The organism is Streptomyces venezuelae ATCC 10712, assembly GCF_008639165.1.
GTDB lineage: Bacteria > Actinomycetota > Actinomycetes > Streptomycetales > Streptomycetaceae > Streptomyces > Streptomyces venezuelae.
On record NZ_CP029197.1, the window covers coordinates 4287854 to 4313848 of the forward strand.

Consider the following 25995-nt stretch of genomic DNA (forward strand, 5'->3'; position numbering starts at 1 on the left):
ACCAGCATGGCCATCATCGACGAACTGCGTACCCCTCTCTACTTCGGCGCCGGCACCGCCGACCTCGCCGTGCAGCAGGCCAAGAAGGTTCCGGGCCTGATCGAGCAGCTCGCCGCCGAGGCGCCCGCCCGCATCGAGGCCGTCCGGAACGCCGACCCGAAGGCCGTGCAGGAGAAGGTGACCGCGCAGGCCAAGGAGGCCCAGGCCACCGTGCAGTCGAAGCTCGCCGGTGTCGTCGGCGGTCTCGACACGGACCTGAAGAAGCTCGGCGAGACCGCCCAGGACCTCGCCCTGCGCGGCGTCGGCGTCGCCGCCGAGTACGCCGTCAAGGCGCGCGAGAAGTACGAGGAGGTCGCGGCGCACGGCGAGGAGGCCGTGAAGGCCTGGCGCGGTGAGGTGGCCGAGGAGATCGTCGAGATCGCCGTCGTCGTCGAGCCGGACGAGTCCAAGGCCGAGGAGCCGGAGCCCGTACGGGCTTCCGCCGAGGCGTCCGAGGTGTCCGGGGTGTCCGACGGGTCCGACGCCTCCGTCGAGGCCAAGAAGGCGCCCGCCCGGAAGACCACCGCCCGCAAGGCCCCCGCCAAGAAGGCGACCGTGGCCGCCGAGAAGGAGTAGGGACGGGCACCAATCCGGGTACCTGGTGCGTTGAAACGGGTACCTTGACCGCGAGGCGCTCTTTCCCTCTTCTCTAGGCGGTGCTCAGCATGTTGCGCGCGGGATTCGACTCCCTCCTCTCCCTGGTGATGTTCCTGGTCTTCACCGGCTTCGCCGTCGCCGCGCTCGTCTTCGCCGCCATGGCGCGCGAGGACGCCTATCGCGCTGCCGAGAAGCAGACGAAGAAGTTCTGGCTGATCATCCTGGGGATCAACCTCGCCCTGAACCTGCTGTTCCCGATGCTGTTCCTGCAGATCGCGGGCGTGATCGCGGCCATCGTCTTCATGGTCGACGTCCGCCCCGCGCTCCAGCAGGTCTCGGGCGGCGGCGGAGGCCGCCGGGGCGGCGGCTCCAGCAGCGACGGGCCGTACGGCCCGTACAACGGCGGCCGCTAGCCGCAGGCGCAGACAGCGACATCAGGGCCCGGGGTCATCCCCGGGCCCTGTCCCTTTCCAGGGCCAGGACGGCGACGTCGTCCGTCAGCTCGCCGCCGTTCAGCGAGCGGACCTCCGTGACCGCCGCCTGGAGGAGTTCCTCGCTCCGCAGCCCCTCGCCCAGCTGCCGGTTGATCATCTCGACCATGCCGTCCTGGCCCAGCCGCGGTGAGCCGGGTCCGGCCGAGCGGCCCTCGATCAGCCCGTCCGTGTACATGAGCAGGCTCCAGGCCCCGCCGAGCTCGACCTGCCGGCGCGGCCAGCGGGCGCGCGGCAGCAGACCGAGGGCCGGGCCGCCGTCCTCGTACGGCAGCAGCCGGGCGGCCCGCCCCTGCCGGGCGATCAGCGGGGAGGGGTGGCCGGCCAGGCACAGGCCCGCCCGGCGTCCGTCGGGCGCGATGTCGACGGTGCAGAGGGTCGCGAAGATCTCCTCGCTCTCCCGCTCGTGCTCCAGGACCTGCTGCATCGTCGACAGGAGTTCGTCGCCGCACAGTCCCGCGAAGGTCAGCGCCCGCCAGGCGATCCGCAGCTCGACGCCGAGCGCCGCCTCGTCGGGGCCGTGGCCGCAGACGTCGCCGATCATGGCGTGGACGGTGCCGTCGGGCGTACGGACCACGTCGTAGAAGTCGCCGCCGAGCAGGGCGCGCGAGCGGCCGGGCCGGTAGTGGGCCGCGAACCGCAGGTCGGAGCCCTCCAGGAGGGGGGTCGGGAGCAGTCCGCGCTCCAGGCGGGCGTTCTCCTGGGCGCGGAGCCGGGACTCGGCGAGTTTGACCTGGACCGCGTCGGCCCGCTTGCGCTCGACCGCGTACCGGATGGCCCGGCTGAGCAGCCGTCCGTCGAGTTCCTCGCGGAAGAGGTGGTCCTGGGCCCCGACGCGTACGGCCTCGGCCGCCAGTTCCGCGTCGGCGGAGGCCGCGAGGGCCAGGACGGCGTGGCGCGGGGCGAGGCGCAGGATGTGCCGCAGCGGGGCGAGCGGGTCGTCGCCGGCGGCGGCCCGGGGGCCGGGCAGGGACAGGTCGACGAGGACGCAGTGGACGTCGTCGGTGAGGAGCCGCTCGGCTTCGGTGAGGTTGCGGGCGGTGCGGATGCGGACCCGGGTGCCGGCGGCGTCCGCCGCGTCGAGCAGTTCGGGTACGGCGAGGGCACCCGCCGGGTCGTCCTCGACGACCAGGAGGGTGAGATCGGTGCGGTCGGTGCCTGTGACTGTGCCTGTCATAGCGGTGGCGTCCATGGCGGTGGCGTCCGTTGCGGTGGCGTCGCCGGGTCCCGCATCGGCAGAGACGTTTCTCTGACGCGGTAGGGATACGGGCATCGGTCCGGGTTTCCTTCCCTCCCCCCGAGGGTGCGCAGGGCGCCGGGTGGCGCCCCGCCCGTCCCGGACCATAGCGGTACGGCGGTGTGCAGCGGAATGGTGATCAGCGGGTGGGCGCCCGCGTCGGGATTGGCATATGCCGCGGAAGGGGAGGTACTTGCCCCCGTACGGCCGACGGGCCCGCCCGGAGGCAATGAGAAACGTCACGCCGGGCGAAGCTCGGGGCCCGGCTTCGTCAAGTCGGTCGGGCCACCGGCTTCGTCAGGTCGGTCGAGCCATCGGCTTCGTCAGGTCGGTCGGGCGCCGGGATCCGTCAGGCCGGCCGACGCCGGCCCTACGCGCGCCCGGTCACGTCGGCCCCACGCGCCCCCCGGGTCACGTCGGGCGGACGACGCCCAGGATCTCCATCGAGCCGGCGCCCGCGAGCGTCACGTCCCGGCCCGGGCGGGGCGCGTGCACGATCGCGCCGTTCCCGACGTACATCCCGATGTGGCTCGCGTCCTTGAAGTAGACGATCAGGTCACCCGGCCGCATGTCCTTGATGTCCACGTGCGGCAGCAGCCGCCACTGCTCCTGCGAGGTGCGCGGGATGGGCCGGCCCGCCACGCCCCAGGCGCGCTGGGTCAGTCCCGAGCAGTCGTACGAGTCCGGGCCCTCGGCCCCCCACACGTACGGCCTGCCGATCTGCGCCGTCGCGAACGCGATCGCCTTCTTGGCCTCCGGCGTCGTGTCCGCCTTCAGGCCGGCGAGGACGCCGGTGCCGAGCCAGGTCGTCTGGGCCCGGTACTGCGCCTGCTCCTCGAGGCGCCGCAGCCGCTCCCGCTCCTCGGCGGCGAGTTCGGACTCCAGCTTCTTCGCCGCCGCTATCTTGTCGTTGATCTCCTTGCGGGCCTGGGCCTGCTTGACCCGGTTGGCCTCCAGCTTGGTCCAGTTGACGCCCGCGTCGGCGGCGTAGACGTCCAACTGCTCCTGGGTGCGGTTCATTTCGCCCAGCAGGTCGGTGGTGGCCTTCGCCCCGGCCTTGAGCCGCCCCGCGGCGTCGAGGAAGAGCTGGGGGTCGCCGGTGAGGACGAGGTGCGCGCCGTCGGGGAGTCCGCCGTTGCGGTACTGGGCGCGGGCGGCGGCGCCGGCCTGGGCCTTGAGGGCCTCGATCTTCTCGCGGCCCTCCACGATCATACGGGCGACCTTGACGAGCTCGGCGGACTGCTCCTTGGTCTTCTCCTCCGCGAGGTTGTACGCGTCGGTGGCGACGGCGGCCTGCCGGTACAGGCCGTCGATCTCCTGGCGTACCTCCTCCAGGGTCTTCTTCGGCGGCGGAGGCGGCAGCGGCGCGGCGGCCGCCTGGAGGGTCAGCGCGGGCGAGGCCAGCACGGTCAGAGCGCAGATCATCGTGATCGCGGCGGTGGCGTGGCGGCGTCGGTTCACGAGCTCCCCCTCGAGTGGCCAAATCTGATTTACCGTCAGTAACTTGCTGTCGACTTCGGTGATGGTGCCATGCGAAACCGGAAAGCAACAGGGGAAACCGGGGCCTGTCGGGCCGAGTCCCCCCACGGGGGACGTGTGATGCGGCCGTGGCGTTCCCGACGCACGGGAAATTAAGGAGGAGTTGAGGAAACAGAGCGCGGGAGGTGAGAGAAGAGAGCCTCACCGCCGGGGTGCCAGCGCCTCCCAGCGGACCGTCACCTCGCCCTGGCGCCACCGCCGGGGACCGTCCGTCAGCGGCCACTCCGCCGCCAGGTCGCGCACCGCGCGGATCCAGCGCTGCCGCGCGCCGAACGAGGCGTACGGGGCGGCCGCCGCCCACGCCCGGTCGAAGTCCCGCAGGAACGCGTGCACCGGCTCGCCCGGCACGTTGCGGTGGATCAGCGCCTTCGGCAGCCGCTCCGCCAGGTCCGAGGGGCGATCCAGGGAGCCGAGCCGGGTCGCGAAGGTCACCGTCCGCGGCCCGCTCGCGTCCAGCGCCACCCACACGTGCCGCCGCCCGATCTCGTCGCAGGTCCCTTCCACGAGCAGACCGCCCGGTGCGAGCCGCCCGCACAGCCGCGCCCAGACGGCCGCGACCTGCTCCTCGTCGTACTGGCGCAGCACGTTCGCCGCCCGGATGAGGGCGACCCGGCCGGGCACCGGCACCTCGAAGCCGCCGTGCACGAAGGAGAGGCCCTCGTGCTCGTACGGCTTCGCGGCCTCGACGCGGGCGGGTTCGATCTCGATGCCGTAGAGGCGGGTGCGGGGCTCGGCGGTGCGCAGCCGGGCGAGCAGCTCGACGGCGGTCCAGGGGGCGGCGCCGTAGCCGAGGTCGACGGCGAGCGGCGGCTCGGGGGAGCGGCGCAGGGCCGGGCCGTGGACGGCGGCGATCCAGCGGTCCATGCGGCGCAGCCGGTTGGGGTTGGTGGTCCCGCGGGTCGGGTTGCCGACGGGGAGGGTGGTGCGCGGGGCCATGCCGAAAGGTTACGGGGTGGGGTGCGGGGGCGGCGCGCCCCGGTAATGAATTGGCAAAGCGGCACCCGTGGAGGAAATGAAAGGGCCCATTCCGGTGTTGTCCGGGCCGGAGGGCGCACCACGTCCTCCCGCCGCCATGCCCACGGCGCCGAACTGCTCAGCCCAGAAACCGCACACCCGGAAACTGCTCAGCCCAGAACTGCTCAGCCCAGAACTGCTCAGCCCAGACGTGCTCAGCCAAGACGTGCTCAGCCAAGACGTGTCAGCCCGGCACGTTCGCCCCCGAGCGGAAGGACCGCCGACGTGAGCCAGTACGTGTCCCGGTTCGCCGGTACCCGGCACCGGCACCCGGCACCGACCCGGCTCCGGCTCCCCGGCCGGAACCGCACCCCGCGCCGCGTGGCCATGCTCAGCGTCCACACCTCCCCGCTGCACCAGCCCGGCACGGGCGACGCGGGCGGTATGAACGTCTACATCGTCGAGCTGGCGAAACGACTCGCCGCCATCGACATCGAGGTGGAGATCTTCACCCGCGCCACCACGGGCGGCCTCCCCCCGGTGGTCGAGCTCACCCCCGGCGTCCTCGTCCGGCACGTCGACGCCGGTCCGTACGAGGGTCTGGCCAAGGAGGAGCTGCCGGCCCAGCTCTGCGCCTTCACGCACGGCGTGATGCAGGCCTGGGCGGGCCACCGCCCCGGGCACTACGACCTCGTCCACTCCCACTACTGGCTCTCCGGCCACGTCGGCTGGCTTGCCGCCGAGCGCTGGGGCGTGCCGCTCGTGCACGCCATGCACACCATGGCGAAGGTCAAGAACGCGGCGCTCGCCGAGGGCGACACCCCCGAGCCCGCGGCCCGGGTGATCGGCGAGACGCAGATCGTCGACGCCGCCGACCGGCTGATCGCGAACACCGCCGAGGAGGCCGACGAGCTCGCCCGCTTCTACGATGCCGACCCTGGCAAGATCGCGGTGGTCCACCCGGGGGTCAACCTCGACCACTTCCGGCCCGCCGACGGCCGCGCCGCCGCCCGCGCCCGGCTCGGGCTGCCGCAGGACGCCTTCATCCCGGTCTTCGCCGGGCGCATCCAGCCGCTGAAGGCCCCGGACATCCTGCTGCGCGCCGCCGCCGAGCTCCTCGACCGGGACCCCTCGCTGCGCTCGCGCATGATCGTTCCGGTGGTCGGCGGGCCGAGCGGCAGCGGCCTTGCGAAGCCGGAGGGACTGCAGAAGCTGGCCGCCCGGCTGGGCATCGCGGACATCGTGCGCTTCCACCCGCCGGTGGGCCAGGACCGGCTCGCCGACTGGTTCCGCGCGGCGAGCGTGCTCGTCATGCCCTCGTACAGCGAGTCCTTCGGCCTCGTCGCGATCGAGGCGCAGGCGGCCGGGACCCCGGTCGTCGCGGCCGCGGTGGGCGGCCTGCCCGTCGCCGTGCGGGACGATGTGACCGGATTCCTCGTCCAGGGGCACGACCCGGTGGACTACGCCCGGGCGCTCGGCCGGTTCGTGGCGGATCCGGCGCTGTCGGACCGGATGGGCGCGGCGGCGGCACTGCACGCGGGGTCCTTCGGCTGGGACACGGCGGCCTCGGGCACGGCCGATGTGTACACGGCCGCCATGCACGACCACCGGCTGCGCGAGAACCGCCGTCGCGTACGCTCCCACCATGTCTGATCTCGACGACGTCCGGCGGATCATCGAGTCCACGCTCCAGGACGCGGAACTGGAGTGGGAGTCGCCCGAGCCGGGCTCCTACGTGGTCAAACTGCCGGGCACGCGCAAGCTCCACACGACGCTGTCGCTGCGCGTCGGCCGCCACTCGCTCTCCCTCAACGCCTTCGTCATCCGCCACCCGGACGAGAACGAGGCGGGCGTCCACCGCTGGCTGCTGGAACGCAACCTCAGGCTGTACGGGGTGAGTTACGCGGTCGACGGTCTCGGCGACATCTACCTGGCCGGCAAGCTGCCGCTCTCCTCCGTCGCGCCCGAGGAGCTGGACCGGCTGCTCGGCTCGGTCCTCGAGGCGGCGGACGGTGACTTCAACACCCTCCTGGAGCTGGGCTTCGCGTCGGCGATCCGGCGGGAGTACGAGTGGCGGGTCTCGCGGGGCGAGTCGACCCGGAACCTCGACGCGTTCAAGAACCTGACCCAGAAACCCGGTAACTGACCTCTTCCCGCAGGGGCTCTTCCCGCACGGGCTCTTCCCGCACGGGCTCTTCCCGCAAGGGACTTCCAATGCCATGCTCACGCCCGACGCAGATCTGAACACCGTTCATATACGTGAAAGGTTCAGGGGCATGGCACTGAGCAGAAGGCAGTTCGTCGGCGGCGCCGTGGCGGTCGCCGGAGCCACCACCGCGGCACTGGGCACCACCGGCTTCGCTCCCCCCGTCCGCCCCGCGGGGCTCTGGCGGGAGTTCGCCGCCGCCCCCTACACCCACCCCCAGATCCCCTGCGTGGGCCGGGCGGGCGCCCTGAGCGGCGCCCGCCGCTCCCCGCGCCCCCGCGTCGTCGCGAACGCCCTCACCCACGGGGCCGCCCCCGACGGCTCCACGGACTCCGCGCCCGCCATCAACCGCGCCCTCGCCGAGGCGGGCGAGCGCGGCGGCGGCACGGTCCTGCTGCCGCCGGGCACGTACCGCATCGACGACTACCTGCGGATCGGCCACAGCGGCGTCGTCCTGCGCGGCGCCGGCTCCGGCCGCACCAAACTGCTCGCCACCCGCAACCTCACCGAACTCATCGGCCCGTACGGCTCCCGCTACGGCGGCGACAAGTCCTCCTGGTCCTGGGCCGGCGGCCTGATCTGGCTCTCCCCGCAGGCCCGGCACGACTCCCTCGTCACCGCGATACGGGCCCGGGCCTGGCCCTACGAAGGCTGGACCGGCAACACGCGCGACGCGTGGACCACTCTGACGACCGTCCGCCCGGCCCGCCGCGGCGACCGCACGATCACGGTCGAGGACCCGGCGCCGCTGCGCCCCGGCCGGCTCGTCGTCCTCCGCCTCGCGGACGACGCCGACCACACCCTCCTGGAGCACATGGCGGGCGGCGGCCCGGGACCGGAGGCGTACCTCTGGGACGACAAGACGAAGCTGACCAGCTACGTCCCCTACGAGTGGCCCGTAAGGATCACCGCCGTTCACGGCCGGCGGGTGACCCTCGAACGCCCCCTCCCGCTCGACGCGCGCCCCGAGTGGGACCCCCGGCTGATCTCCGGGACGGCGGCGCTCACCCACTCCGGAGTGGTGGGCCTGACCCTGGAAGCCGTGGAGACCCCGCAGTCCCCCCACCTCCTCGACAAGGGCTACAACGGCGTCACCTTCCAGTGCGCGTACGACTGCTGGGCCGAGGACGTCGTGGTGCGCCACGTCGACAACGGCTTCGGACTCGTCGCCGCCTCCGCCTGCACCCTGCGCCGCACCCGGGTCGAGGGACGCGGCTCCCACCACCCGTACTTCTGCCGGGAGGGCGCGCACGACAACCTGATCGAGGACTTCCGCGTCGCGGCCCGCACGGTCCCCGCCCCGGCCGGCACCCAGCTCCACGGCATCAACGTCGAGGGCCTCTCCAGCCACAACGTCTGGTCGCGCGGGGTGATGGAGATGGGCACCTTCGACACCCACCGGGGCATGCCCTTCGCCAACGTACGGACCGAGATCACCGTCGAGAACAACGGCCGCCACGGCGGCGACGCCTCCGCGGGCCCCCTCTACGGGGCCCGGTTCACCCACTGGAACGTGACGGTGACCAACGGCCGGGCCGGCCTGGTGAAGATCGACACCATCGCCCCGTACAGCGCGACCGTCGGCATCAGCGACGTCCGCGAGTTCGACCAGATCGACGTCCCGGACTTCACCGGCGAGCTCCACGCGCGCGTGGAGGCGTACGGAACGCCGGAAACCCTCCACCCGAAGAACCTCTACGAGGCCCAGCGGGACCTCAGGCGGTAGCCGCGCCCGGGCCGGCCCGGTACTGCCCGGGCGTGGTGCCGAACTCCCGGCGGAAGGCGTGCGAGAAGGCGTACGGCGTGCTGTACCCGACGCGCCGCGCGACGGCGGCCAACGGCTCCCGACCGTCCCTGAGCAGGGCGGCGCCGCGCGTCAGCCGCCACCACGTGAGGTACGCCATCGGGGGCCGGCCGACCAGAGCGGTGAAGCGGCGGGCCAGGGTGGGCCGGGAGACCCCCGCCTCGGCCGCCAGCAGCGCGACGGACCAGGGCGCGGCCGGGTCGGCGTGCACGGCCCGCAGCGCGGCGGCGGTCACCGGATCGCCCAGCGCGGCGGGCCACGTCCCGGCGCCGCCCCCGTCCGCGATGGTGCTCGCGGTGGTGGCCCAGGACCGGATCATGTAGACGAGGAGCAGGTCGAGCAGGCTGGGGAGCGCGACCCCCGAGCCGGGAAGCCGCTCGCCGACCTCGCGGCCCAGCAGCTCGATGGCGGAACGGAGGCCCGGATCGGCGCCCTCGCCCCGGGCCGGCAGCCGGACGAGCGGGGGGAGCTCCGCCAGGAGCGGATGGGCGTGACGGCGGTCGAGCCGGTACTTCCCGCACAGCATCTCGACGGCGGTGCCGTCCGTGGCGGTGGCCGCATCGGTGGAGACGTGGGGGAAGCGGCGGCCCGCGGTCCCGTCCATCCAACGTTCGAACGGCACCGCGCGGGCCGGATCCACCGTCGCCCCCGAGGCCGCGGCGGCGAGCACGTGCCCGGTCCCGTGCGGCAGCAGGACGGCGTCGCCCGCGCCGAGCTCCACCGGCTCGCCGCCGTCGGGCAGCAGGAGACAGCGCCCCTCCAGGACGACGTGGAAACCCGCGCCCTCGTACGGGGCGAGGCGGGTGCACCAGTCTCCGCCGACCCGCACCCGCTGCGAGGACGGCTGCCCGATCCGTACGGCCGAGATCGCGTCGCTCACCACGTCCATCGCGCCAGCGTAGCCCGCCGAACGGCAGGCGGTGAGACGCTCGCGTATTCAGTGGAGCCGTACGGGCATTGAGAGGCTCACCCGGGCTTCCTAGGGTCGACACATGACGCATGAGAGCGCACAGCGCACGGTCCTGGGAGACGTCGAGATCCTCCGGATCGTCGAATGGCAGGGCCCGTTCGCGGCCGCCCGCGACCTCGTCCCCGCGGCGCCGGCGGAGACCTGGCGGGACAACGAGGACTGGCTGGCGCCGGACCACTGGCAGCCCGAGGACGACCGGGCGGTCATGGCACTGCAGACCTGGGTGCTGCGCAGCGGCGGACGGACGATCGTCGTCGACACGGGGGTGGGCGACGGGCGGGAGCGGCCCGGTTCACCGCAGTTCCACCACTGGCAGGGGGACTTCCCCGGGCTCCTGGAACGGGCCGGAGTCCGCCCCGAGGACGTCGACGTCGTCGTCAACACCCACCTGCACGCCGACCACGTCGGCTGGAACACCCGGCCCGCCGACGGTACGTCCGGGGACTGGGTGCCGACCTTCCCGAACGCCGAATATCTCGTACCGGCGGCCGACGACGCCCACTTCGGCCCGGACAACGCCTACGGCGGAGGACTGCGCCAGGACGACCGGCTCGTCTACGAGGACAGCGTCGCGCCCGTCCACCGCGCGGGACGGACGCTGCTCTGGGACGGCGCCCACCGCATCGACGAGCACCTCACCCTGGAGTCCGCGCCCGGCCACACGCCCGGCTCCGCCGTGCTGCGGCTCGCGTCGCGGGGGGAACGGGCGGTCTTCGTCGGGGACCTCCTGCACAGTCCCGTGCAGATCCTCGACCCGACGCACAACAGCTGCTTCTGCATGGACCCCGCGGCGGCCTCGGCGAGCCGCCGCCGCATCCTCGAACGGGCGGCCGACGAGCGGGAACTGGTCGTGCCGGCGCACTTCGGCGGCTCGGGCACCGCCGAAGTGCGCAGGGAGGGGAGTGGGTTCCGCCTGGTGGGGAGGGGCCGTTCGGGACCTTCGCCCGTCAGGCGCTGACGGCGGACTTACCGGCGGCCGGGGCGTCGGTTCCGCCGGGCGCGGCGACGCTCTCGGCGGCGACGGTCTCGGGGGTCTCGGCGACGGGAGTCTCAGGGATCCCGGCGACGGGAGTCTCAGGGATTCCGGCGGTCTCAGGGGTCCCGTCACCGCCGACTCGCTCGTCCCCGCCCCCGGCGGTGTCATCGGCCAGGGCCTTCCGCAGCCGGAGGCTGTAGCCGACGGCGGCGAGGCAGCCGATCGCGAAGGTCACGGCCCACAGGACGTTCGGACCGGGGCCGCCGACGATGGCGCCGGCGCCGATCGGGGCGACGAAACCGGCGACGGCCCAGGACATGCCCATGACGCCCTGGTAGCGGCCGCGGGCGTGCTCAGGGGCGAGCCGGGCGGTGGCGGCGGCGTTCGTCGGGACGTGGATCATCTCGCCGATCGTCCAGACGACGACGGTCGCGGCGAAGGCGACGGGGGAGCCCGCGAGGGCGGTCGCGCCGGTGCCGACGGCGAAGAGGAGCGAGGAGAGGCTCAGCAGGACGACCGGGGAGCGCTTGTCGGTCAGCTTGTTGACGAGCAGCTGGAAGCCGACGATCACGATGCCGTTGACGGCGATGACGGCGCCGTACGCGGAGGGGGAGAGGCCCTGGTCCGCCATGGTGAGGGGGAGGCCGATCCAGGGGGCGGTGAAGACGATGCAGACGAAGAGGTTCAGGAGGACGAGGGTGCGGAAGGGCGCGTCGCGCAGCACGGTCAGCATGCTGACCTTGTCCTCGACGACCGGCTCGCCCCGGGTGTCGAGCTTGGCCTCGGGGCGGGTCTCGGGGAGCCGCAGGAAGACGATGAGGGCGCACAGGGTCGTGGCGACGGCGTCGACGACGAAGAGCGTGCGGTAGCCGAGGAAGATCGCGGCGCCGCCGCCGATGGAGGCGATGGCGAAGCCGAGGTTGAGGGCCCAGTAGTTGAGGGCGTAGGCCCGGCGCACGTCGTGGGCGGGGACCATGTCGGCGATGGTGGCGTTGATGGAGGGGCGGACGGCCTGCATGGCGGCGCCCATGAGGAGGACGACCGTCGCGATGGCCCAGGCGCTGGTGACGACGGCGAGGGCGGCGGCGCAGGCGGCGGCCGCGAGGTGCATGGTGACCATGGTGGGGCGGCGGCCCCAGCGGTCGGTGAGCGTGCCGCCGAGCGGGGAGCCGGCGATGCCGCCGAGGCCGTGGAGGGCGACGACGAGTCCGGCGAACCAGGCGGAGTGCCCGAGCTCGACGGTCAGGTAGAGGGAGAGGAAAGTCAGGACGAAGGCCCCGGTCCGGTTGACCAAGGTCGACAGCCAGAGCCACCAGAAGCCCTGCGGAAGGCCGGAAACGGTCGCGGTGGCTGATCGTCTGAGCGAGTCGATGGACATATGTGGCCGCCCCCCTGGTGCGTGTAAGTGCCTCATGCGGCTCTCGTAACTTACGCATCTCAGGTGCCGGACGCCAGTGGATTGACGACGCGCGTCAATCGTCAGCGGTCTATTAGGCTCCTACGCATGGCCGACGCACCGTACAAGCTGATCCTCCTCCGCCACGGCGAGAGCGAGTGGAACGAGAAGAACCTGTTCACCGGCTGGGTGGACGTAAACCTCACCGCGAAGGGCGAGAAGGAGGCGACGCGCGGCGGCGAGCTGCTCAAGGACGCCGGCCTGCTCCCCGACGTCCTGCACACCTCCCTCCAGAAGCGCGCCATCCGCACCGCCCAGCTCGCGCTGGAGTCCGCGGACCGCCACTGGATCCCGGTGAACCGCTCCTGGCGTCTGAACGAGCGCCACTACGGCGCCCTCCAGGGCAAGGACAAGGCCCAGACGCTCGCCGAGTTCGGCGAGGAGCAGTTCATGCTGTGGCGCCGCTCGTACGACACCCCGCCGCCGGCCCTCTCGGACGACAGTGAGTTCTCGCAGGCCCACGACGCCCGGTACGCGACGATCCCGCCGGAGCTGCGCCCCGACACCGAGTGCCTGAAGGACGTCGTGGAGCGGATGCTCCCGTACTGGTACGACGCGATCGTCCCGGACCTCCTGGCCGGCCGCACGGTCCTCGTCGCCGCCCACGGCAACAGCCTCCGCGCGCTGGTCAAGCACCTCGACGGCATCTCGGACGCCGACATCGCGGGCCTCAACATCCCGACGGGCATCCCGCTGGCCTACGAACTCGACGAGAACTTCAAGCCCCTCACCCCCGGCGGCACCTACCTCGACCCGGAGGCCGCCGCGGCCGCCATCGAGGCGGTCAAGAACCAGGGCAAGAAGTAACCCTGACCCCGCCTGAGACCCCCGCCCGCGGTTCCTCCGCGGGCGGGGGTCTTTTTGGGGCGAGGGGGCCGCTCGGCCGGACGGGTGAGGGGGAAACCTTCCGGCGGGCGGGCGGTGCATGGGGGGTGTGGGGTGCGGTTAGGGGTGGGGTGAAACCGCTCCTCCCTGGATGAATCGAGAACTTCCGTGCGTTTCCGGCACTCCCTCGCCGCCGTCTGCGGTGCCCTCGCCCTCACCGCCACCCTGGCCACGCCCGCCCACGCCACCACCGGTGACTTCGGCTACCGGTTCGTCGGGCTCGACGGGTCCCCGCAGTCGGCCACGCTGCACGACCCCGCCGGCCGGGAGTGCATCACGATCCCCGAGGCCGCCGACCCCGGCGCCTCCGAGCCCGCCTTCGCGCCGCACAACGACACCGACGACTACGCGATGGTGTTCACCGAGCCCGACTGCACCGGCGACTCCTGGACGCTCCGGCCGCACGGCCGTCCGGCCACCGACCGGCTCAAGCTCCGCTCGGTCTGGTTCGCGGGATAGCCGGAGCCGGAGCCGGACCCGGAGGGGCGGCGAGGCCGGGCTGCGGGGTCAGAAGTCCTCGCACGCCTTCTCGCGGAACTCGTCCGTCGAGACGATCCTGACCTCGTCCCCCCTCTCGTACCGCACCTGCCCCGGCACGAGCGCCTTCAGGTCCGCCGTCGTGAAGTGGACGTGCGCCGCGGACCACGAGCTGTCCTCGGTCCAGCCGTACAGGGCGTACCGCTGCCCGGGGACCAGTCGGCCGAGGGGCGTCTCCGCCGTCCAGCCGTCGGCGGGCGAGGCCAGGGACCAGCTCGTGAAGCCGGTGACCGGGGCCTCGTGCTCCCAGCGCCCGTCGTCCTCCGGGGCGCCGGTGCTGTCACCGTGGTCCGGGTAGAGCGTCGCCCCGTCGATGTGGTCGTGGCACATCAGGATCACCCCGACCGGCGAGCCGTCCGCCGTCACGGTCACGCCGGCCAGGCCCGCGGGCGGCACGGCGCAGCCGGAGAGGGCCGCGACGATCGCGGCGAGGGCGGTGGCGGCGAGGGCACGGCGGCGCGCGAGGATCATGGCGGCATTCTGGCGTGCGCACGTAAATTCGCAGGCCACAGGCGTACGGCTGCCGCTAACCTGCGCGCCATGAGTACGTCGCTTCGCCTGGAGCCGATCACCCCCGCCACGATCGACGCCGCCCTCGGCCTGCGCGTCCACCCCCATCAGGAGCGGAACGTCGCTCCCGTCTCGCGTTCCCTCGCCGAGGCCTATGCCTTCGGGGAGGCCGCCTGGCCGCGGCTGATCTTCGACGGGGACGAACTCGTCGGCTTCCTTATGGCCTTCCTCGACCTGCCCTGGAACGAGGAGAAGGACCCCTCCGACCGGCGCAGCGGCCTCTGGCGGCTCAACATCGCCGCCGCAGGGCAGGGCAAGGGCTACGGCCGCTTCGCCGTCGAAGCCGTCCGCGACGAGCTGCGCCGGCGCGGCGAGCGGCAGCTGTACGTGACCTGGGAGCCCGGCGCGGACGGGCCCGGCGCCTTCTACGAGCGGCTGGGTTTCCGTACGACGGGGGAGTCCAGCGGAGGCCAGGTCGTCGGCGTGCTGGACGTGTAGGGAATCCGGAGACGAGGGGTGGGGTGCGGTGTCCGCACCCCACCCCTCCTGCGCGGTTCGCCGGTCAGCCCGAGCAGCCGCCGCACTGGCACGGTCCGCCCGACTGGCAGCCGCAGCCGCAGCCCGAGCCGCAGCCGCAGGCGCCCAGTACGGGCAGGAAGTCCGCCTCGCGCGGCGCCTCCGCGCCGGTGTCCGTCGGCATGGGGGATTCGGCCATGGGGGTCCCTCCCTTTCGAGGCGCACGTCGCCTCCCCCCATTGCATGCCCACTCGGACGGGCGCATCAACGGCGCATCGGCGCCCACGGCACCCGCCCGCCTTCGCGCGCAAGCGTCCGCCGGCCGACGGCGCCCGCCCCCGGCCGGGAGCGTCCGCCGCCCACGGCACCCCCCCGCCCTCGACCGGCGCGTCCGCCGCCCGTGGCGCTACGCGCCCTCGACCGGTGCGTCCGCCGCCTGCAGTTCGTCCGCGTGCTCGCCCGTCACCAGGTAGACGACGCGCTTCGCCACCGACACCGCGTGGTCGGCGAACCGCTCGTAGTAGCGGCCGAGGAGCGTCACGTCGACCGCCGTCTCGATGCCGTGCTTCCAGCGGTCGTCGATCAGGTGCTGGAACAGCGTCCGGTGCAGCAGGTCCATCTCGTCGTCGTCCTGCTCCAGCTGGAGCGCCAGGTCGACGTCCTTCGTGATGATGACCTCGGCCGCCTTCGCCATTAGGCGCTGCGCAAGCTGGCCCATCTCCAGGATGGTCGCGTGCAGGTCACGCGGCACCGCCGACTCGGGGAAGCGCAGCCGCGCGAGCTTCGCCACGTGCTGGGCGAGGTCGCCGGAGCGCTCCAGGTCGGCGCTCATGCGCAGCGAGGTCACCACGATGCGCAGGTCGGTCGCCACCGGCTGCTGCCGCGCGAGCAGCGCTATCGCCCGGGCCTCCAGGTCGTGCTGGAGGTCGTCGACCTTCTGGTCGGCCGCGATCACGCTCTCCGCGAGCTTGAGATCCGCGTCGAGCATCGCCGTGGTGGCGCGCCCGACCGCCGACCCGACGAGTCGGGCCATCTCGACCAGGCCCTCGCCGATCGAGTCCAGTTCCTCGTGGTACGCGTCCCGCATGGATGTCCCTTTCTACGCAAAGCCCGGTACGGCTCCGGGGTCCGGGTGGGGCTTCGTACCCCGACGCTCCCACATTCGGTCCCCTACGCGTCCGGTTCCACCCGCACACATGAACCGTCTCCGTCCCCTAGGTGAACTCTGGGCTACGTACGCCACCCCACCCCTCGGGGCATATGAACCGGTCAGGTCCTCGGGGTGAACTCTGAGCGACGAGTGTTCGAGCAGCCACTCGGACGGCTGGGAGAGAGTCATCGGGCCCGCATAACCTTGGAGGCATGGACGTGAACGCGGCGGTCGCCGCATTGGCCGCGATCGCCGGCGTGTGCACCGGCGTGATCGCCATGCTGGCGTTCCGCTGGAGCGAGCGCGACCAGACGAGACCCACTCGTACCTCCCTGCACACCGACGCCGTGCTCCCGCCCGGCGTCGACACGGTGCTCTCCGTGCTGCGCTCCTCCGCGGTCGTCCTCGACGAGAGCGACTCCGTGGTGAAGGCCAGCTCGGCGGCGTACGCCCTCGGCCTGGTCCGCGGCGGGAAGCTGGCCGTCGAGCCCATGCTCAACATGGCCCGCGACACCCGCCGCGACGGAGAGATACGACAGGTCGAGCTGGACCTGGCGCGCCGGGGCACCGGACGCGGCGAGGCCCTCGCCGTCTCCGCGCGGGTCGCCCCGCTGGGCTCGCGGCTCGTGCTGCTGCTGGTCGAGGACCTCACCGAGGCCCGTCGCATCGAAGCCGTACGCCGCGACTTCGTCGCCAACGTGAGCCATGAGCTCAAGACCCCGACGGGCGCGCTCTCGCTGCTCTCCGAGGCGGTCATGGACGCCTCGGACGACCCCGAGGCGGTCACCCGCTTCGCCGGCCGCATGCAGATCGAGGCCACCCGCCTCACCAACCTCGTCCAGGAGCTCATCGACCTCTCCCGCGTGCAGAACGACGACCCGCTCGAAGACTCCGAGCCCGTGTCCGTGGACGAACTCGTCGCCGAGGCGATCGACCGCTCCCGGCACACCGCCTCCACCAAGCAGATCACCATGGTCTCGGGAGGCGCCGCCGACCTGCACGTCTGGGGCAGCCGCGGCCAGCTCGCCGCCGCCCTCGGCAACCTCGTCGAGAACGCCGTCAACTACTCTCCGGCCCGTACGAGGGTGGGCATCGCCGCCCGCCACATCGCGGCGCCGGGCGGGGACCTGATCGAGATAGCGGTGACCGACCAGGGCATCGGCATCTCCGAGCGGGACCGCGAGCGCATCTTCGAGCGCTTCTACCGCGTCGACCCGGCCCGCTCCCGTGCCACCGGCGGCACGGGGCTCGGCCTGGCCATCGTCAAGCACGTGGCCGCCTCCCACGGCGGGGAGGTCACCGTCTGGAGCACCGAGGGTCAGGGCTCCACCTTCACCTTGCGGCTGCCCGAGGCGGGCTCCGTACGGGACCGTCGACCCGCCTCGTCCCCCACCCCTGATCTCATGACCGAACCGCTCCCTGCCCCGGAGGTCCTTCCGTGACCCGAGTGCTTGTCGTCGAGGATGAGGAATCCTTCAGCGACGCCCTGTCCTACATGCTTCGCAAGGAGGGCTTCGAAGTCGCCGTAGCGGCGACCGGGCCCGACGGGCTCGACGAGTTCGAGCGCAACGGGGCCGACCTCGTCCTCCTCGACCTGATGCTTCCGGGGCTGCCCGGTACCGAGGTGTGCCGGCAGCTGCGCGGCCGCTCGAACGTCCCGGTCATCATGGTGACCGCCAAGGACAGCGAGATCGACAAGGTCGTCGGGCTGGAGATAGGAGCCGACGACTACGTGACGAAGCCCTTCTCCTCGCGGGAGCTGGTCGCCCGCATCCGCGCGGTGCTGCGCCGCCGCGGTGAGCCGGAGGAGGTCACCCCCGCGGCCCTGGAGGCCGGCCCGGTCCGCATGGACGTCGACCGCCACGTGGTGACGGTCGCGGGCGGCAAGGTCGACCTGCCGCTGAAGGAGTTCGACCTGCTGGAGATGCTGCTGCGCAACGCGGGCCGCGTGCTGACCCGCATGCAGCTGATCGACCGGGTGTGGGGTGCGGACTACGTCGGCGACACCAAGACCCTCGACGTCCACGTGAAGCGGCTGCGCGCCAAGATCGAGCCGGACCCGGGCGCCCCGCGCTATCTGGTCACGGTCCGCGGCCTGGGCTACAAGTTCGAGCCGTAGGCCGTGGGCCGCTGATGAACGTGTGAAGGGGCGCCCCCATCCGGGGGCGCCCCTTCATGTGTTCCGCGTGCGTACGGTCAGTGGCCGGCCGCGTGGCTCGCCTCGCCCGACGGCTCGCCGGAGGCCTCGCCGCCGTGCTCGGCGCCGTGCTCGGCCTCGCCCGACGGGCTCGCCGAGGCGGAGGGCTTGGTGCCCGGGGGAGCCGGGACGACGGTCGGGCCGAAGTCCTTGAAGTAGCTCGTGGCCGGGACGACGAAGGCGTTGATGCTCACGTCGCCGGTCTTGCTCAGCTTGAAGACGACCCGCTGGGCGTCGCCGGCCCGGGCGGCCTCGCTGCCGTTCTCGATCACGGCGGAGGCGTTGCCCGCGCCGCCGATGACGACGGAGCCGCCGGCCGGGACGGTGATCGGGCCGGTGCCCTCGGCGGCCTTCAGCTTCACCGAGGCGCTGCTGCCCGGGAGGCTGATGGAGTCCAGGGTCTGGGGCAGGTCGTCGTTGTTGAAGACGGTGGCCGAGACCACGGCCGGGCCCTTGACGCCGGGCTCGGGCTGGGTGATCACGAGCGCGTTCTGGATCTTTACGTTGTCCACGGTGACGGCCGCGTTGTCCGGCCGGATGCCGAGCGTCTGCGCGTCGTTGCCCGCCCCGCAGGCGGACAGTGCGGCGATGGAGAAAACGATGGCGGTGGCGGCGAGGGCGCCGCGTCGAAGGCTGCGGCTCACGGCGGCGGCATCTCCTAGGACGTACGGACAGGCTATGGACAGGCTTCGGAGCTAAGCGCCAACTAAAGGTGCGTCAGCGCGCTTAGGTTACCGAGCCGCACTCTCCGTCCCGCACCCGACCCGCCCCTAACCGGCCAGGGGCCTCCGCCGGGAACGGCCCGGGGGACCGTCGGAGGACCGCCGGGGGACCGGCGGCGGACCGTCGGGGCACCGGCGGCGGACCGTCGGAGATGAGCCAAGGGCCCGTCGGTGATCCGCCCGGGGCCGGTCGGCGGCGCGCCCGCGCCCTCACCCGACGGCCGCCGGTGTGGCTGGATCACGACCCATTGACCTGTTGTTCACATAACCGCCTTGATCAATTCGAGGCTCGCCCCGGTATTCCGCGGAGCCGTACCCCCGGAAAATCCCGGACGCGCGTCGACTGATCAATTGCGGAATCACCCCACGATGCATCCGTACGGGTGGACGATCCTCGAACGGAGTACGTGAAGAAGGCCACTCCGAACCCGACAAAACGGGGCATCGAGCCTACCCTGGGGGGCTCCGGGTAGGTGTAACGTGCGCGTTTCTCTCCGTCCGCGCAGCCGCTCCGACCTGCGAATACCGCCTTCCGGAAGCCCTCCGCAGCACGTTCGTGTCGCTGTTGTCAAGCCCCGAGATATGCCCTGACCTGCGAAAACGCCATTCAGAAGAAGCCGTATCCGTGTTACCCTGGATAGCCACGGAAGGGGTACCTGTCACATGACGTTCAAGGTTGGCGACACCGTGGTCTATCCCCATCACGGGGCCGCGCTGATCGAGGCCATCGAAACTCGCCAGATCAAAGGCGTGGACAAGACCTACTTGGTGCTCAAGGTCGCGCAGGGCGACCTGACGGTTCGTGTGCCGGCGGACAATGCGGAGTTCGTCGGTGTTCGCGACGTGGTCGGTCAGGACGGGCTGGACCGGGTCTTCGAGGTGCTGCGCGCGCCGTACGCCGAAGAGCCGACGAACTGGTCCCGTCGCTACAAGGCAAATCTCGAGAAGCTCGCCTCCGGCGATGTCATCAAGGTCGCCGAAGTAGTCCGCGACCTGTGGCGGCGCGAGCGCGAGCGCGGTCTCTCCGCCGGTGAGAAGCGCATGCTCGCCAAGGCTCGGCAGATCCTGGTCAGCGAGCTGGCCCTCGCGGAGAACACGAACGAGGACAAGGCCGAGGCTCTCCTCGACGAGGTCCTCGCGTCCTGAGCGTGCTCTGACGACATCCGAGCGCGCTACCAAGTGAAGCGATGCCGCGGTGCCCGCTGGCGTGCTGTGATCCACACAGCGCTGTCGTCGGGCGCTGCGGCATTTCACATGAGTGCTGCTCCACCCGAGCGCGGCATGTCACATGAGCGCTGCGCTCACGTCACCGTACGTACCCTCACGTCCCCCTCTTACGTCCGAGCCTGTGGCCGGACCCCTGCCCGGACCCCACTGCTCGGGCCCTCACGTCCGAACCCCCTGTGCTCGGGCGACCACGCCTCGACCGTCGTCACGGAAAGGGCCCGGTCAAGGCGGAGCGTCCGGCACGGTGAGGCCATACCCATGTCGGCCGCGGAAACAAACCTGCCGGAGTGCAACCGATGTCAGACGAAGTGCGTCCTCCTCGTACCGCCGTGGTGATCCCGGCGGCCGGCCGGGGCGTACGCCTCGGGCCGGGCGCCCCCAAGGCGCTGCGCACGCTGAACGGCACCCCCATGCTCATCCACGCCGTCCGCGCGATGGCCGCCTCCCGCGCGGTCTCGCTCGTCGTCGTGGTCGCCCCGCACGACGGCGCCGCCGAGGTCAAGAACCTCCTCGACGCCCACGCCCTCCCCGAGCGCACCGACTACCTGGTCGTCCCCGGCGGCGACACCCGCCAGGAGTCCGTACGCCTCGGACTCGAAGCGCTCCCCGAGGGCATCACCACCGTCCTCGTCCACGACGCCGCCCGCCCGCTCGTGCCCGTCGACACCGTGGACGCCGTCATCGAGGCCGTACGGGACGGGGCCGTCGCCGTCGTCCCCGCGCTGCCCGTCGCCGACACCGTCAAGGAGGTCGAGCCGGCGGAGAAGCCGGGCGGCCCCGAGCAGGTCGTCGCCACCCCCGTCCGGGCCCGGCTCCGCGCCGTCCAGACCCCGCAGGGCTTCGACCACGACACCCTGGTCAACGCCCACGCCACCATCGCCCTCACCGGTGAGGGCGCCACCGACGACGCCGGCATGGTCGAGCGGCTCGGCGCGCCCGTCGTCGTCGTACCCGGCCACGAAGAGGCCTTCAAGGTGACCCGCCCCCTCGACCTCGTCCTCGCCGAGGCCGTACTCGCCCGCAGGAGGGCCAACGATGGCTTCTGATCTCCCCGTACTGCCGCGCACCGGCATCGGCACCGACGTCCACGCCTTCGAGCAGGGCCGCGAACTCTGGTGCGCGGGCCTGCTCTGGGACGCCTCCGACAGCGACGGGTACGGCCTCGCCGGGCACTCCGACGGTGACGTCGCCGCCCACGCCGCCTGCGACGCGCTGTTCTCCGCGGCCGGCATCGGCGACCTCGGCGCGCACTTCGGCACCTCCCGCCCCGAGTGGTCCGGCGCCTCCGGCGTCACCCTGCTCGCGGAGGCCGCCAGGATCGTCCGCGCCGAGGGGTACGAGATCGGGAACATCGCCGTCCAGGTCGTCGGCGTCCGCCCCAAGATCGGCAAGCGGCGTGACGAGGCCCAGAAGGCGCTGAGCGAGGCGGCCGGCGCTCCGGTCTCCGTCTCCGGCACCACGACGGACGGCCTCGGCCTGACGGGCCGTGCCGAAGGCCTCGCGGCCCTCGCGACGGCCCTCGTGTACCCGGCGGCACGCCCGTAACGGAGCCGTGGGGGCGGCGGATCCACCACGTCCCGGGCGGCGGCGCACCGCGTTCCCGGGTGGCGGTCACCGCCTTCCGCGGCGGCGGTCGTCACGTTCACCGGTACCGGCATCCACCGGTACCGGTGAAAAACGTCATCGGAGACGGCGAACAGGTATCGGGGCACTACCACCCGCCCACTACCCTGGAGTGGTGACTATTCGCCTGTACGACACCAGCGCCCGGCAGATCCGTGACTTCACCCCGCTCACGCCGGGCCACGTCTCGATCTACCTCTGTGGTGCCACCGTCCAGGCGGCCCCGCACATCGGCCACATCCGGTCGGGGCTGAACTTCGACATCATGCGCCGCTGGTTCGACTACCGCGGCTACGACGTCACGTTCATCCGCAACGTCACCGACATCGACGACAAGATCATCGCCAAGGGCGCGGACCAGGGCCGCCCCTGGTGGTCCATCGGCTACGAGAACGAGCGCGCGTTCAACTCGGGCTACGACGCCCTCGGTTGCCTGCCGCCCAGCTACGAGCCCCGCGCCACCGGGCACGTCCCGGAGATGATCGAGATGATGCGCGGCCTCATCGAGCGCGGTCACGCCTACGAGGCCGACGGCAGCGTCTACTTCGACGTGCGCTCCTTCCCGGGCTACCTGGAGCTGTCCAACCAGGACATCGACGACCTCCGCCAGCCCGCGGAGGACGGCATCACCGGCAAGCGCGACCCCCGCGACTTCGCCATGTGGAAGGCGACCAAGCCGGGCGAGCCCGACTGGGAGACCCCGTGGGGCCGCGGCCGTCCCGGCTGGCACCTGGAGTGCTCGGCGATGGCCCACAAGTACCTGGGCTCCGCCTTCGACATCCACGGCGGCGGCCTCGACCTGATCTTCCCGCACCACGAGAACGAGATCGCCCAGGCCAAGGCCTTCGGCGACGACTTCGCCTCGTACTGGGTGCACAACGCCTGGGTCACCATGGCCGGCGAGAAGATGTCGAAGTCGCTCGGCAACAGCGTGCTGGTCTCCGAGATGGTGAAGGCCTGGCGCCCCATCGTCCTCCGCTACTACCTGGGCACCCCGCACTACCGCTCGATGATCGAGTACAGCGAGGAGTCCCTGCGCGAGGCCGAGTCGGCGTTCGCCCGCATCGAGGGCTTCGTCCAGCGCGCCACCGAGAAGGCCGGCAAGGACGTCGCCCCCGCCGCCGAGGTGCCGCCGGCCTTCGCCGAGGCCATGGACGACGACCTGGGCGTGCCGCACGCGCTCGCGATCATCCACACCACCGTCCGCCAGGGCAACAGCGCCCTCGCCGCGGACGACAAGGACGAGGCCATCGCCCGCCTCGCCGAGGTCCGCGCCATGCTCGGCGTCCTCGGCCTGGACCCGCTCGACCCGCACTGGGCCGAGGAGACCGGTGGCGGCGAGGAGCTCCACGGCGCCGTCGACACCCTCGTACGGCTCGTGCTCGAGCAGCGCGAGTCGGCGCGCGAGCGCAAGGACTGGGCGACCGCGGACGCGATCCGCGACCAGTTGAACCAGTCCGGCCTGGCCATCGAGGACAGCCCCGACGGGCCCCGCTGGACGCTGGGCAACCGTTAGAAGACGTGCCGCTCGGGCCTCCGGGCGGCACACTTCACTTACAGACTTTGTACGTCAGCAGAGGAAACAGGTAGTCATGGCCGGGAACAGCCAGCGCAGGAACCGTCGCACGTCCAACAAGAAGGGTGCGACGGTCGGCAGCGGTGGCCAGCGGCGCAAGGGCCTCGAAGGCAAGGGCCCCACACCCAGGGCCGAGGACCGCAAGGGCCACAAGGCGTACCGCGTCTCCAACGCCATGGCGCGGCAGGCCGCCAAGCGCAAGCCCGTCGCCCGCCGGGGCGGCAAGGGCCAGTCCGAGATGGTCGTCGGCCGCAACCCGGTCTTCGAGGCGCTGCGCGACGGCGTGCCCGCCTCGACGCTGTACGTGCAGCAGTTCATCGACAACGACGAGCGCGTGCGCGAGGCCCTGAACCTCGCCACCGGCCGCGGCAACATCCACATCATGGAGGCGCCGCGCCCCGAGCTCGACCGGATGACGAACGGCCTGAACCACCAGGGCCTCGTCCTCCAGGTGCCGCCGTACGAGTACGCGCACCCCGAGGACCTCGTCACGGCCGCCTTCGACGACCACGACGACCCGCTGATCGTCGCCCTCGACGGCGTCACCGACCCGCGTAACCTCGGCGCCGTCGTCCGCTCCGTCTCCGCCTTCGGCGGCCACGGCGTCGTCGTCCCCGAGCGCCGTGCCGCCGGCATGACCGCCGGTGCCTGGAAGACCTCGGCCGGCACCGCCGCCCGTACCCCGGTCGCCCGCGCCACCAACCTGACGCGCTGCCTCGAGCAGTACCAGAAGGCCGGTGTCACGGTCGTCGGCCTCGCCGCCGACGGCGACCGCGAGGTCCACGAGCTGGAGGAGCTGGGCGGCCCGGTCGTCATCGTCGTCGGCTCCGAGGGCAAGGGCCTGTCCCGCCTGGTCGGCGAGACCTGCGACTTCCTCGTCCGCATCCCGATGCCGGGCGGCGCCGAGTCGCTCAACGCCGGTGTCGCCGCCGGCGTCGTGCTCTACGAGGCGGCCCGCCGCCGGATGGGCCGCTGACCCCGGCCCGCCACCGGCCGGCCGGCCGATGGCGGCCCACCGCGGGAGGGCCGGTCGCCGACCGGCCCGCCCCTCGGCGGGCTGACCCGAACGGGTCACCCCCGGCCATGGCGTGATCTTGACGGGTCTCGGACATTTCCCATCCGTCAAGGCAGTGTCCTAAACCCAGATCACTCGGTTAGATGAGTGTGGACACCAGAACGCCCCGGCCGGGGTTCGACGATCAGCCCGCGTTGAGCATGGTCAAGGTGGATTCCGATCCCGCCCAGGTGATCGTGAACCACGCCAGCTTCCGTGTGCGGCTCGCGCCGGCTCCGCAGCCCAAGCTCGGCGCCGGCGCCCGCACCGCAGCCCTGTCCGGCGCCGCGGCCGGGACGGGCGGCCCGCGCCGCCGCCCCGTCGTATGGACCGGAAAGTCCTCACCGGGCGCGACCGGCCTCCTCCAGGCCGTCCGCGAGTCCTCCGTCTCCACGCTCGACCCGGCCGTCGGCCCGGGCGGCCGCGGCGGCCACGCCGCGCTGGACACGGGCTCCACCCAGGCCATCCCGCGCATCGACGACACCATGCCGACCCCCGTGGTGACCGCCGACCCCGGGCCCCTGCTGCCGCCGATGCGCCGCGCCGAGGGCGCGTACGACACCGCGTACGAGGAGCTGTACGACCTCCGGCCCGAGACCGGCGGCGGACCCGGACCGTACCCGGACGAGACGACGGAGAGCCGGCCCGCGCAGCGCCACGGACAGGACAGCGTCCGGCACGCCTACTACCCCGGCCGCCGGATGAACCTCGGCGTCGTCCTCCTCCCGCTCCGCGTCTTCCTCGGCTTCATCTCCATCTACGCGGGCATGGGCAAGCTCTGCGACCCCGTCTACTTCGACGGCGGCGAGCGCGGCTCCATGGTGAAGTGGCTCAACTCCCTGCACCCCTGGGCCCTCGCCGAACCGCTCCGCGACTTCGCCCTCCAGCACCCCGTCGGCGCCGGACTCACCGTCGCCTTCCTCCAGGTCGTCGTCGGCGTCCTCACCGTCCTCGGCCTCTGGCAGCGTGCCGCCGCCGTCGTCGGCGCCCTGCTCTCCGCCGCGCTCCTGCTGACCGTCAGCTGGAAGACCGTCCCGGTCTACGACTCGGCCGACATCATCTACCTCGCCGCCTGGTCGCCGCTGATCATCGCCGGCGCCCCCGTCTACTCCCTCGACGGCCGGATCGCCGGAGAGGCCTGGCGCACCCTCGGCCCGCGCGCCGACCTGTGGCACCTGCGCCGCCGCGTGACCCGCCGCAGCACCCTGATCGCGGCCGTCGTCGTCGGCCTCACCCTCCTCGTCGGCTCCGTCCTCGGCGGCGCCGTCCGCTCCACCGAGATGATCACCGTCCCCGGCCCCAACGACGATCCGATCAACCACCTGCCCGGCCAGCCGCTCCCCACCGAGCCGAAGCGCCGCGCCCCCGCCGGAACCGCGTCCTCGGTGCCCGCGCCCGCCGCGACCAGCGAGGCCCCGGCCGAGCGCGAGAAGACGCGGGAGGCGACCCGGCCCGCCGAGAAGACCCGCGAGTCCACCCGGACCCGGGAACAGCGCCCGACCGCCACGCAGGGCGCCGGCACCGGCAGCAGCCGTACGCCGACCCGTTCCGCCCCCGAGCCCCCGCCGTCCACCAGCGACACCCCGAGCACCACCGGCGGCACGTCGAGCGGCGGCTCCGGCGGCGGCTCGACCGGCTCGACGGGCACGCCGTCGGAGAGCGGCTCGACGTCCGGCGGGGCGAGGAACCCGATCGGCGGCCTGCTGGGCTGAGGACCGGGCTGGCAGGA

26 protein-coding genes are annotated in these 25995 nt (G+C 72.4%); 17 read left to right on the forward strand and 9 right to left on the reverse strand.

Annotation, left to right across the window (positions count from 1 at the left end; translation table 11 throughout):
- Window positions 1-6 precede the first annotated feature (6 nt).
- Together DEJ43_RS19750 and DEJ43_RS19755 are read left to right on the forward strand one after the other, a co-directional pair.
- Window positions 7-615, forward strand: a complete 609-nt coding sequence (locus DEJ43_RS19750) for a hypothetical protein (protein ID WP_015035145.1) — start codon at window positions 7-9, stop codon at window positions 613-615.
- An 89-nt stretch (window positions 616-704) separates the two neighbouring features.
- Complete coding sequence (locus DEJ43_RS19755) at window positions 705-1049, forward strand: DUF2516 family protein (protein WP_015035146.1); 345 nt, start codon at window positions 705-707, stop codon at window positions 1047-1049.
- A 34-nt stretch (window positions 1050-1083) separates the two neighbouring features.
- Here DEJ43_RS19755 and DEJ43_RS19760 read toward each other — a convergent pair whose 3' ends face one another.
- The 3 genes from DEJ43_RS19760 to DEJ43_RS19770 form a co-directional block, all read right to left on the reverse strand.
- Window positions 1084-2319 (reverse strand): PP2C family protein-serine/threonine phosphatase, encoded by a 1236-nt coding sequence (locus DEJ43_RS19760; protein WP_015035147.1) that lies wholly within the window; start codon window positions 2317-2319, stop codon window positions 1084-1086.
- A gap of 456 nt (window positions 2320-2775) precedes the next feature.
- Complete coding sequence (locus DEJ43_RS19765) at window positions 2776-3825, reverse strand: C40 family peptidase (RefSeq protein WP_015035148.1); 1050 nt, start codon at window positions 3823-3825, stop codon at window positions 2776-2778.
- 219 nt (window positions 3826-4044) lie between these two features.
- Window positions 4045-4839, reverse strand: a complete 795-nt coding sequence (locus DEJ43_RS19770; protein ID WP_015035149.1) for a class I SAM-dependent methyltransferase — start codon at window positions 4837-4839, stop codon at window positions 4045-4047.
- Between the two features lie 303 nt (window positions 4840-5142).
- Between DEJ43_RS19770 and mshA the strand changes: the two genes are divergently transcribed.
- The 3 genes from mshA to DEJ43_RS19785 all read left to right on the forward strand — a co-directional run bounded on the left by mshA (window position 5143) and on the right by DEJ43_RS19785 (window position 8789).
- Window positions 5143-6510 carry a D-inositol-3-phosphate glycosyltransferase gene (gene mshA / locus DEJ43_RS19775; protein WP_015035150.1) on the forward strand — a complete coding sequence of 456 codons (1368 nt, stop codon included), beginning with the start codon at window positions 5143-5145 and terminating at the stop codon, window positions 6508-6510.
- Window positions 6503-7003, forward strand: coding sequence for a type III secretion system chaperone family protein (locus DEJ43_RS19780; RefSeq protein WP_015035151.1), 501 nt, complete (start codon window positions 6503-6505; stop codon window positions 7001-7003). The genes mshA and DEJ43_RS19780 overlap by 8 nt, the downstream gene beginning before the upstream one ends.
- Before the next feature lie 130 nt (window positions 7004-7133).
- Complete coding sequence (locus tag DEJ43_RS19785) at window positions 7134-8789, forward strand: glycosyl hydrolase family 28-related protein (protein WP_071891421.1); 1656 nt, start codon at window positions 7134-7136, stop codon at window positions 8787-8789.
- On the opposite strand, the gene DEJ43_RS19790 is transcribed toward DEJ43_RS19785, so the two are convergent.
- On the reverse strand, window positions 8779-9756 hold the full coding sequence (locus tag DEJ43_RS19790; protein ID WP_015035153.1) for an AraC family transcriptional regulator: 978 nt from the start codon (window positions 9754-9756) through the stop codon (window positions 8779-8781). The two genes, DEJ43_RS19785 and DEJ43_RS19790, sit on opposite strands and share 11 nt — an antisense overlap.
- Before the next feature lie 103 nt (window positions 9757-9859).
- Here DEJ43_RS19790 and DEJ43_RS19795 point away from each other — a divergent pair, with 103 nt between their 5' ends.
- Window positions 9860-10795 (forward strand): MBL fold metallo-hydrolase, encoded by a 936-nt coding sequence (locus DEJ43_RS19795; protein WP_015035154.1) that lies wholly within the window; start codon window positions 9860-9862, stop codon window positions 10793-10795.
- On the opposite strand, the gene DEJ43_RS19800 is transcribed toward DEJ43_RS19795, so the two are convergent.
- Entirely contained in the window at window positions 10785-12191 is a 1407-nt protein-coding gene (locus tag DEJ43_RS19800; protein ID WP_015035155.1) for an MDR family MFS transporter, read from the reverse strand. The genes DEJ43_RS19795 and DEJ43_RS19800 overlap by 11 nt on opposite strands.
- A gap of 126 nt (window positions 12192-12317) precedes the next feature.
- On the opposite strand from DEJ43_RS19800, the gene DEJ43_RS19805 reads away from it, so the two are divergent.
- Together DEJ43_RS19805 and DEJ43_RS19810 are read left to right on the forward strand one after the other, a co-directional pair.
- Window positions 12318-13076, forward strand: a complete 759-nt coding sequence (locus tag DEJ43_RS19805; RefSeq protein ID WP_015035156.1) for a phosphoglyceromutase — start codon at window positions 12318-12320, stop codon at window positions 13074-13076.
- Window positions 13077-13262: 186 nt separating this feature from the next.
- A complete protein-coding gene (locus DEJ43_RS19810) occupies window positions 13263-13613 on the forward strand; it encodes a hypothetical protein (RefSeq protein WP_015035157.1) in 351 nt (116 codons plus the stop codon).
- Between the two features lie 48 nt (window positions 13614-13661).
- Here DEJ43_RS19810 and DEJ43_RS19815 read toward each other — a convergent pair whose 3' ends face one another.
- Entirely contained in the window at window positions 13662-14162 is a 501-nt protein-coding gene (locus tag DEJ43_RS19815; RefSeq protein ID WP_015035158.1) for a hypothetical protein, read from the reverse strand.
- 69 nt (window positions 14163-14231) lie between these two features.
- Between DEJ43_RS19815 and DEJ43_RS19820 the strand changes: the two genes are divergently transcribed.
- Window positions 14232-14699 carry a GNAT family N-acetyltransferase gene (locus tag DEJ43_RS19820; protein WP_015035159.1) on the forward strand — a complete coding sequence of 156 codons (468 nt, stop codon included), beginning with the start codon at window positions 14232-14234 and terminating at the stop codon, window positions 14697-14699.
- Between the two features lie 64 nt (window positions 14700-14763).
- Here the strand turns inward: DEJ43_RS19820 and DEJ43_RS37525 are convergent, their stop codons facing one another.
- Both DEJ43_RS37525 and phoU read right to left on the reverse strand, forming a co-directional pair.
- Entirely contained in the window at window positions 14764-14916 is a 153-nt protein-coding gene (locus DEJ43_RS37525) for a hypothetical protein (protein WP_167537142.1), read from the reverse strand.
- Window positions 14917-15123: 207 nt separating this feature from the next.
- Window positions 15124-15804, reverse strand: a complete 681-nt coding sequence (gene phoU, locus DEJ43_RS19825) for a phosphate signaling complex protein PhoU (RefSeq protein ID WP_071891424.1) — start codon at window positions 15802-15804, stop codon at window positions 15124-15126.
- A 275-nt stretch (window positions 15805-16079) separates the two neighbouring features.
- Between phoU and phoR the strand changes: the two genes are divergently transcribed.
- Window positions 16080-17309, forward strand: coding sequence for a two-component system sensor histidine kinase PhoR (gene phoR, locus DEJ43_RS19830; protein ID WP_015035161.1), 1230 nt, complete (start codon window positions 16080-16082; stop codon window positions 17307-17309).
- A gap of 5 nt (window positions 17310-17314) precedes the next feature.
- Window positions 17315-17986, forward strand: coding sequence for a two-component system response regulator PhoP (phoP, locus tag DEJ43_RS19835; RefSeq protein ID WP_466728736.1), 672 nt, complete (start codon window positions 17315-17317; stop codon window positions 17984-17986).
- Window positions 17987-18063: 77 nt separating this feature from the next.
- Here the strand turns inward: phoP and DEJ43_RS19840 are convergent, their stop codons facing one another.
- Window positions 18064-18708 carry a hypothetical protein gene (locus DEJ43_RS19840; protein ID WP_015035163.1) on the reverse strand — a complete coding sequence of 215 codons (645 nt, stop codon included), beginning with the start codon at window positions 18706-18708 and terminating at the stop codon, window positions 18064-18066.
- A gap of 741 nt (window positions 18709-19449) precedes the next feature.
- Between DEJ43_RS19840 and DEJ43_RS19850 the strand changes: the two genes are divergently transcribed.
- The 6 genes from DEJ43_RS19850 to DEJ43_RS19875 all read left to right on the forward strand — a co-directional run bounded on the left by DEJ43_RS19850 (window position 19450) and on the right by DEJ43_RS19875 (window position 25978).
- Window positions 19450-19932: a CarD family transcriptional regulator gene (locus DEJ43_RS19850; protein ID WP_003953493.1), complete on the forward strand. Its 483-nt coding sequence runs from the start codon at window positions 19450-19452 to the stop codon at window positions 19930-19932.
- Window positions 19933-20309: 377 nt separating this feature from the next.
- Window positions 20310-21059 carry a 2-C-methyl-D-erythritol 4-phosphate cytidylyltransferase gene (ispD, locus tag DEJ43_RS19855; RefSeq protein WP_015035164.1) on the forward strand — a complete coding sequence of 250 codons (750 nt, stop codon included), beginning with the start codon at window positions 20310-20312 and terminating at the stop codon, window positions 21057-21059.
- Window positions 21049-21558, forward strand: coding sequence for a 2-C-methyl-D-erythritol 2,4-cyclodiphosphate synthase (gene ispF / locus DEJ43_RS19860; protein ID WP_015035165.1), 510 nt, complete (start codon window positions 21049-21051; stop codon window positions 21556-21558). The genes ispD and ispF overlap by 11 nt, the downstream gene beginning before the upstream one ends.
- A 193-nt stretch (window positions 21559-21751) precedes the next feature.
- Window positions 21752-23152, forward strand: a complete 1401-nt coding sequence (cysS, locus tag DEJ43_RS19865) for a cysteine--tRNA ligase (RefSeq protein ID WP_015035166.1) — start codon at window positions 21752-21754, stop codon at window positions 23150-23152.
- A gap of 76 nt (window positions 23153-23228) precedes the next feature.
- Window positions 23229-24188 carry a 23S rRNA (guanosine(2251)-2'-O)-methyltransferase RlmB gene (gene rlmB, locus DEJ43_RS19870; protein WP_015035167.1) on the forward strand — a complete coding sequence of 320 codons (960 nt, stop codon included), beginning with the start codon at window positions 23229-23231 and terminating at the stop codon, window positions 24186-24188.
- Window positions 24189-24370: 182 nt separating this feature from the next.
- On the forward strand, window positions 24371-25978 hold the full coding sequence (locus DEJ43_RS19875; RefSeq protein ID WP_015035168.1) for a DoxX family membrane protein: 1608 nt from the start codon (window positions 24371-24373) through the stop codon (window positions 25976-25978).
- Window positions 25979-25995: the final 17 nt, after the last annotated feature.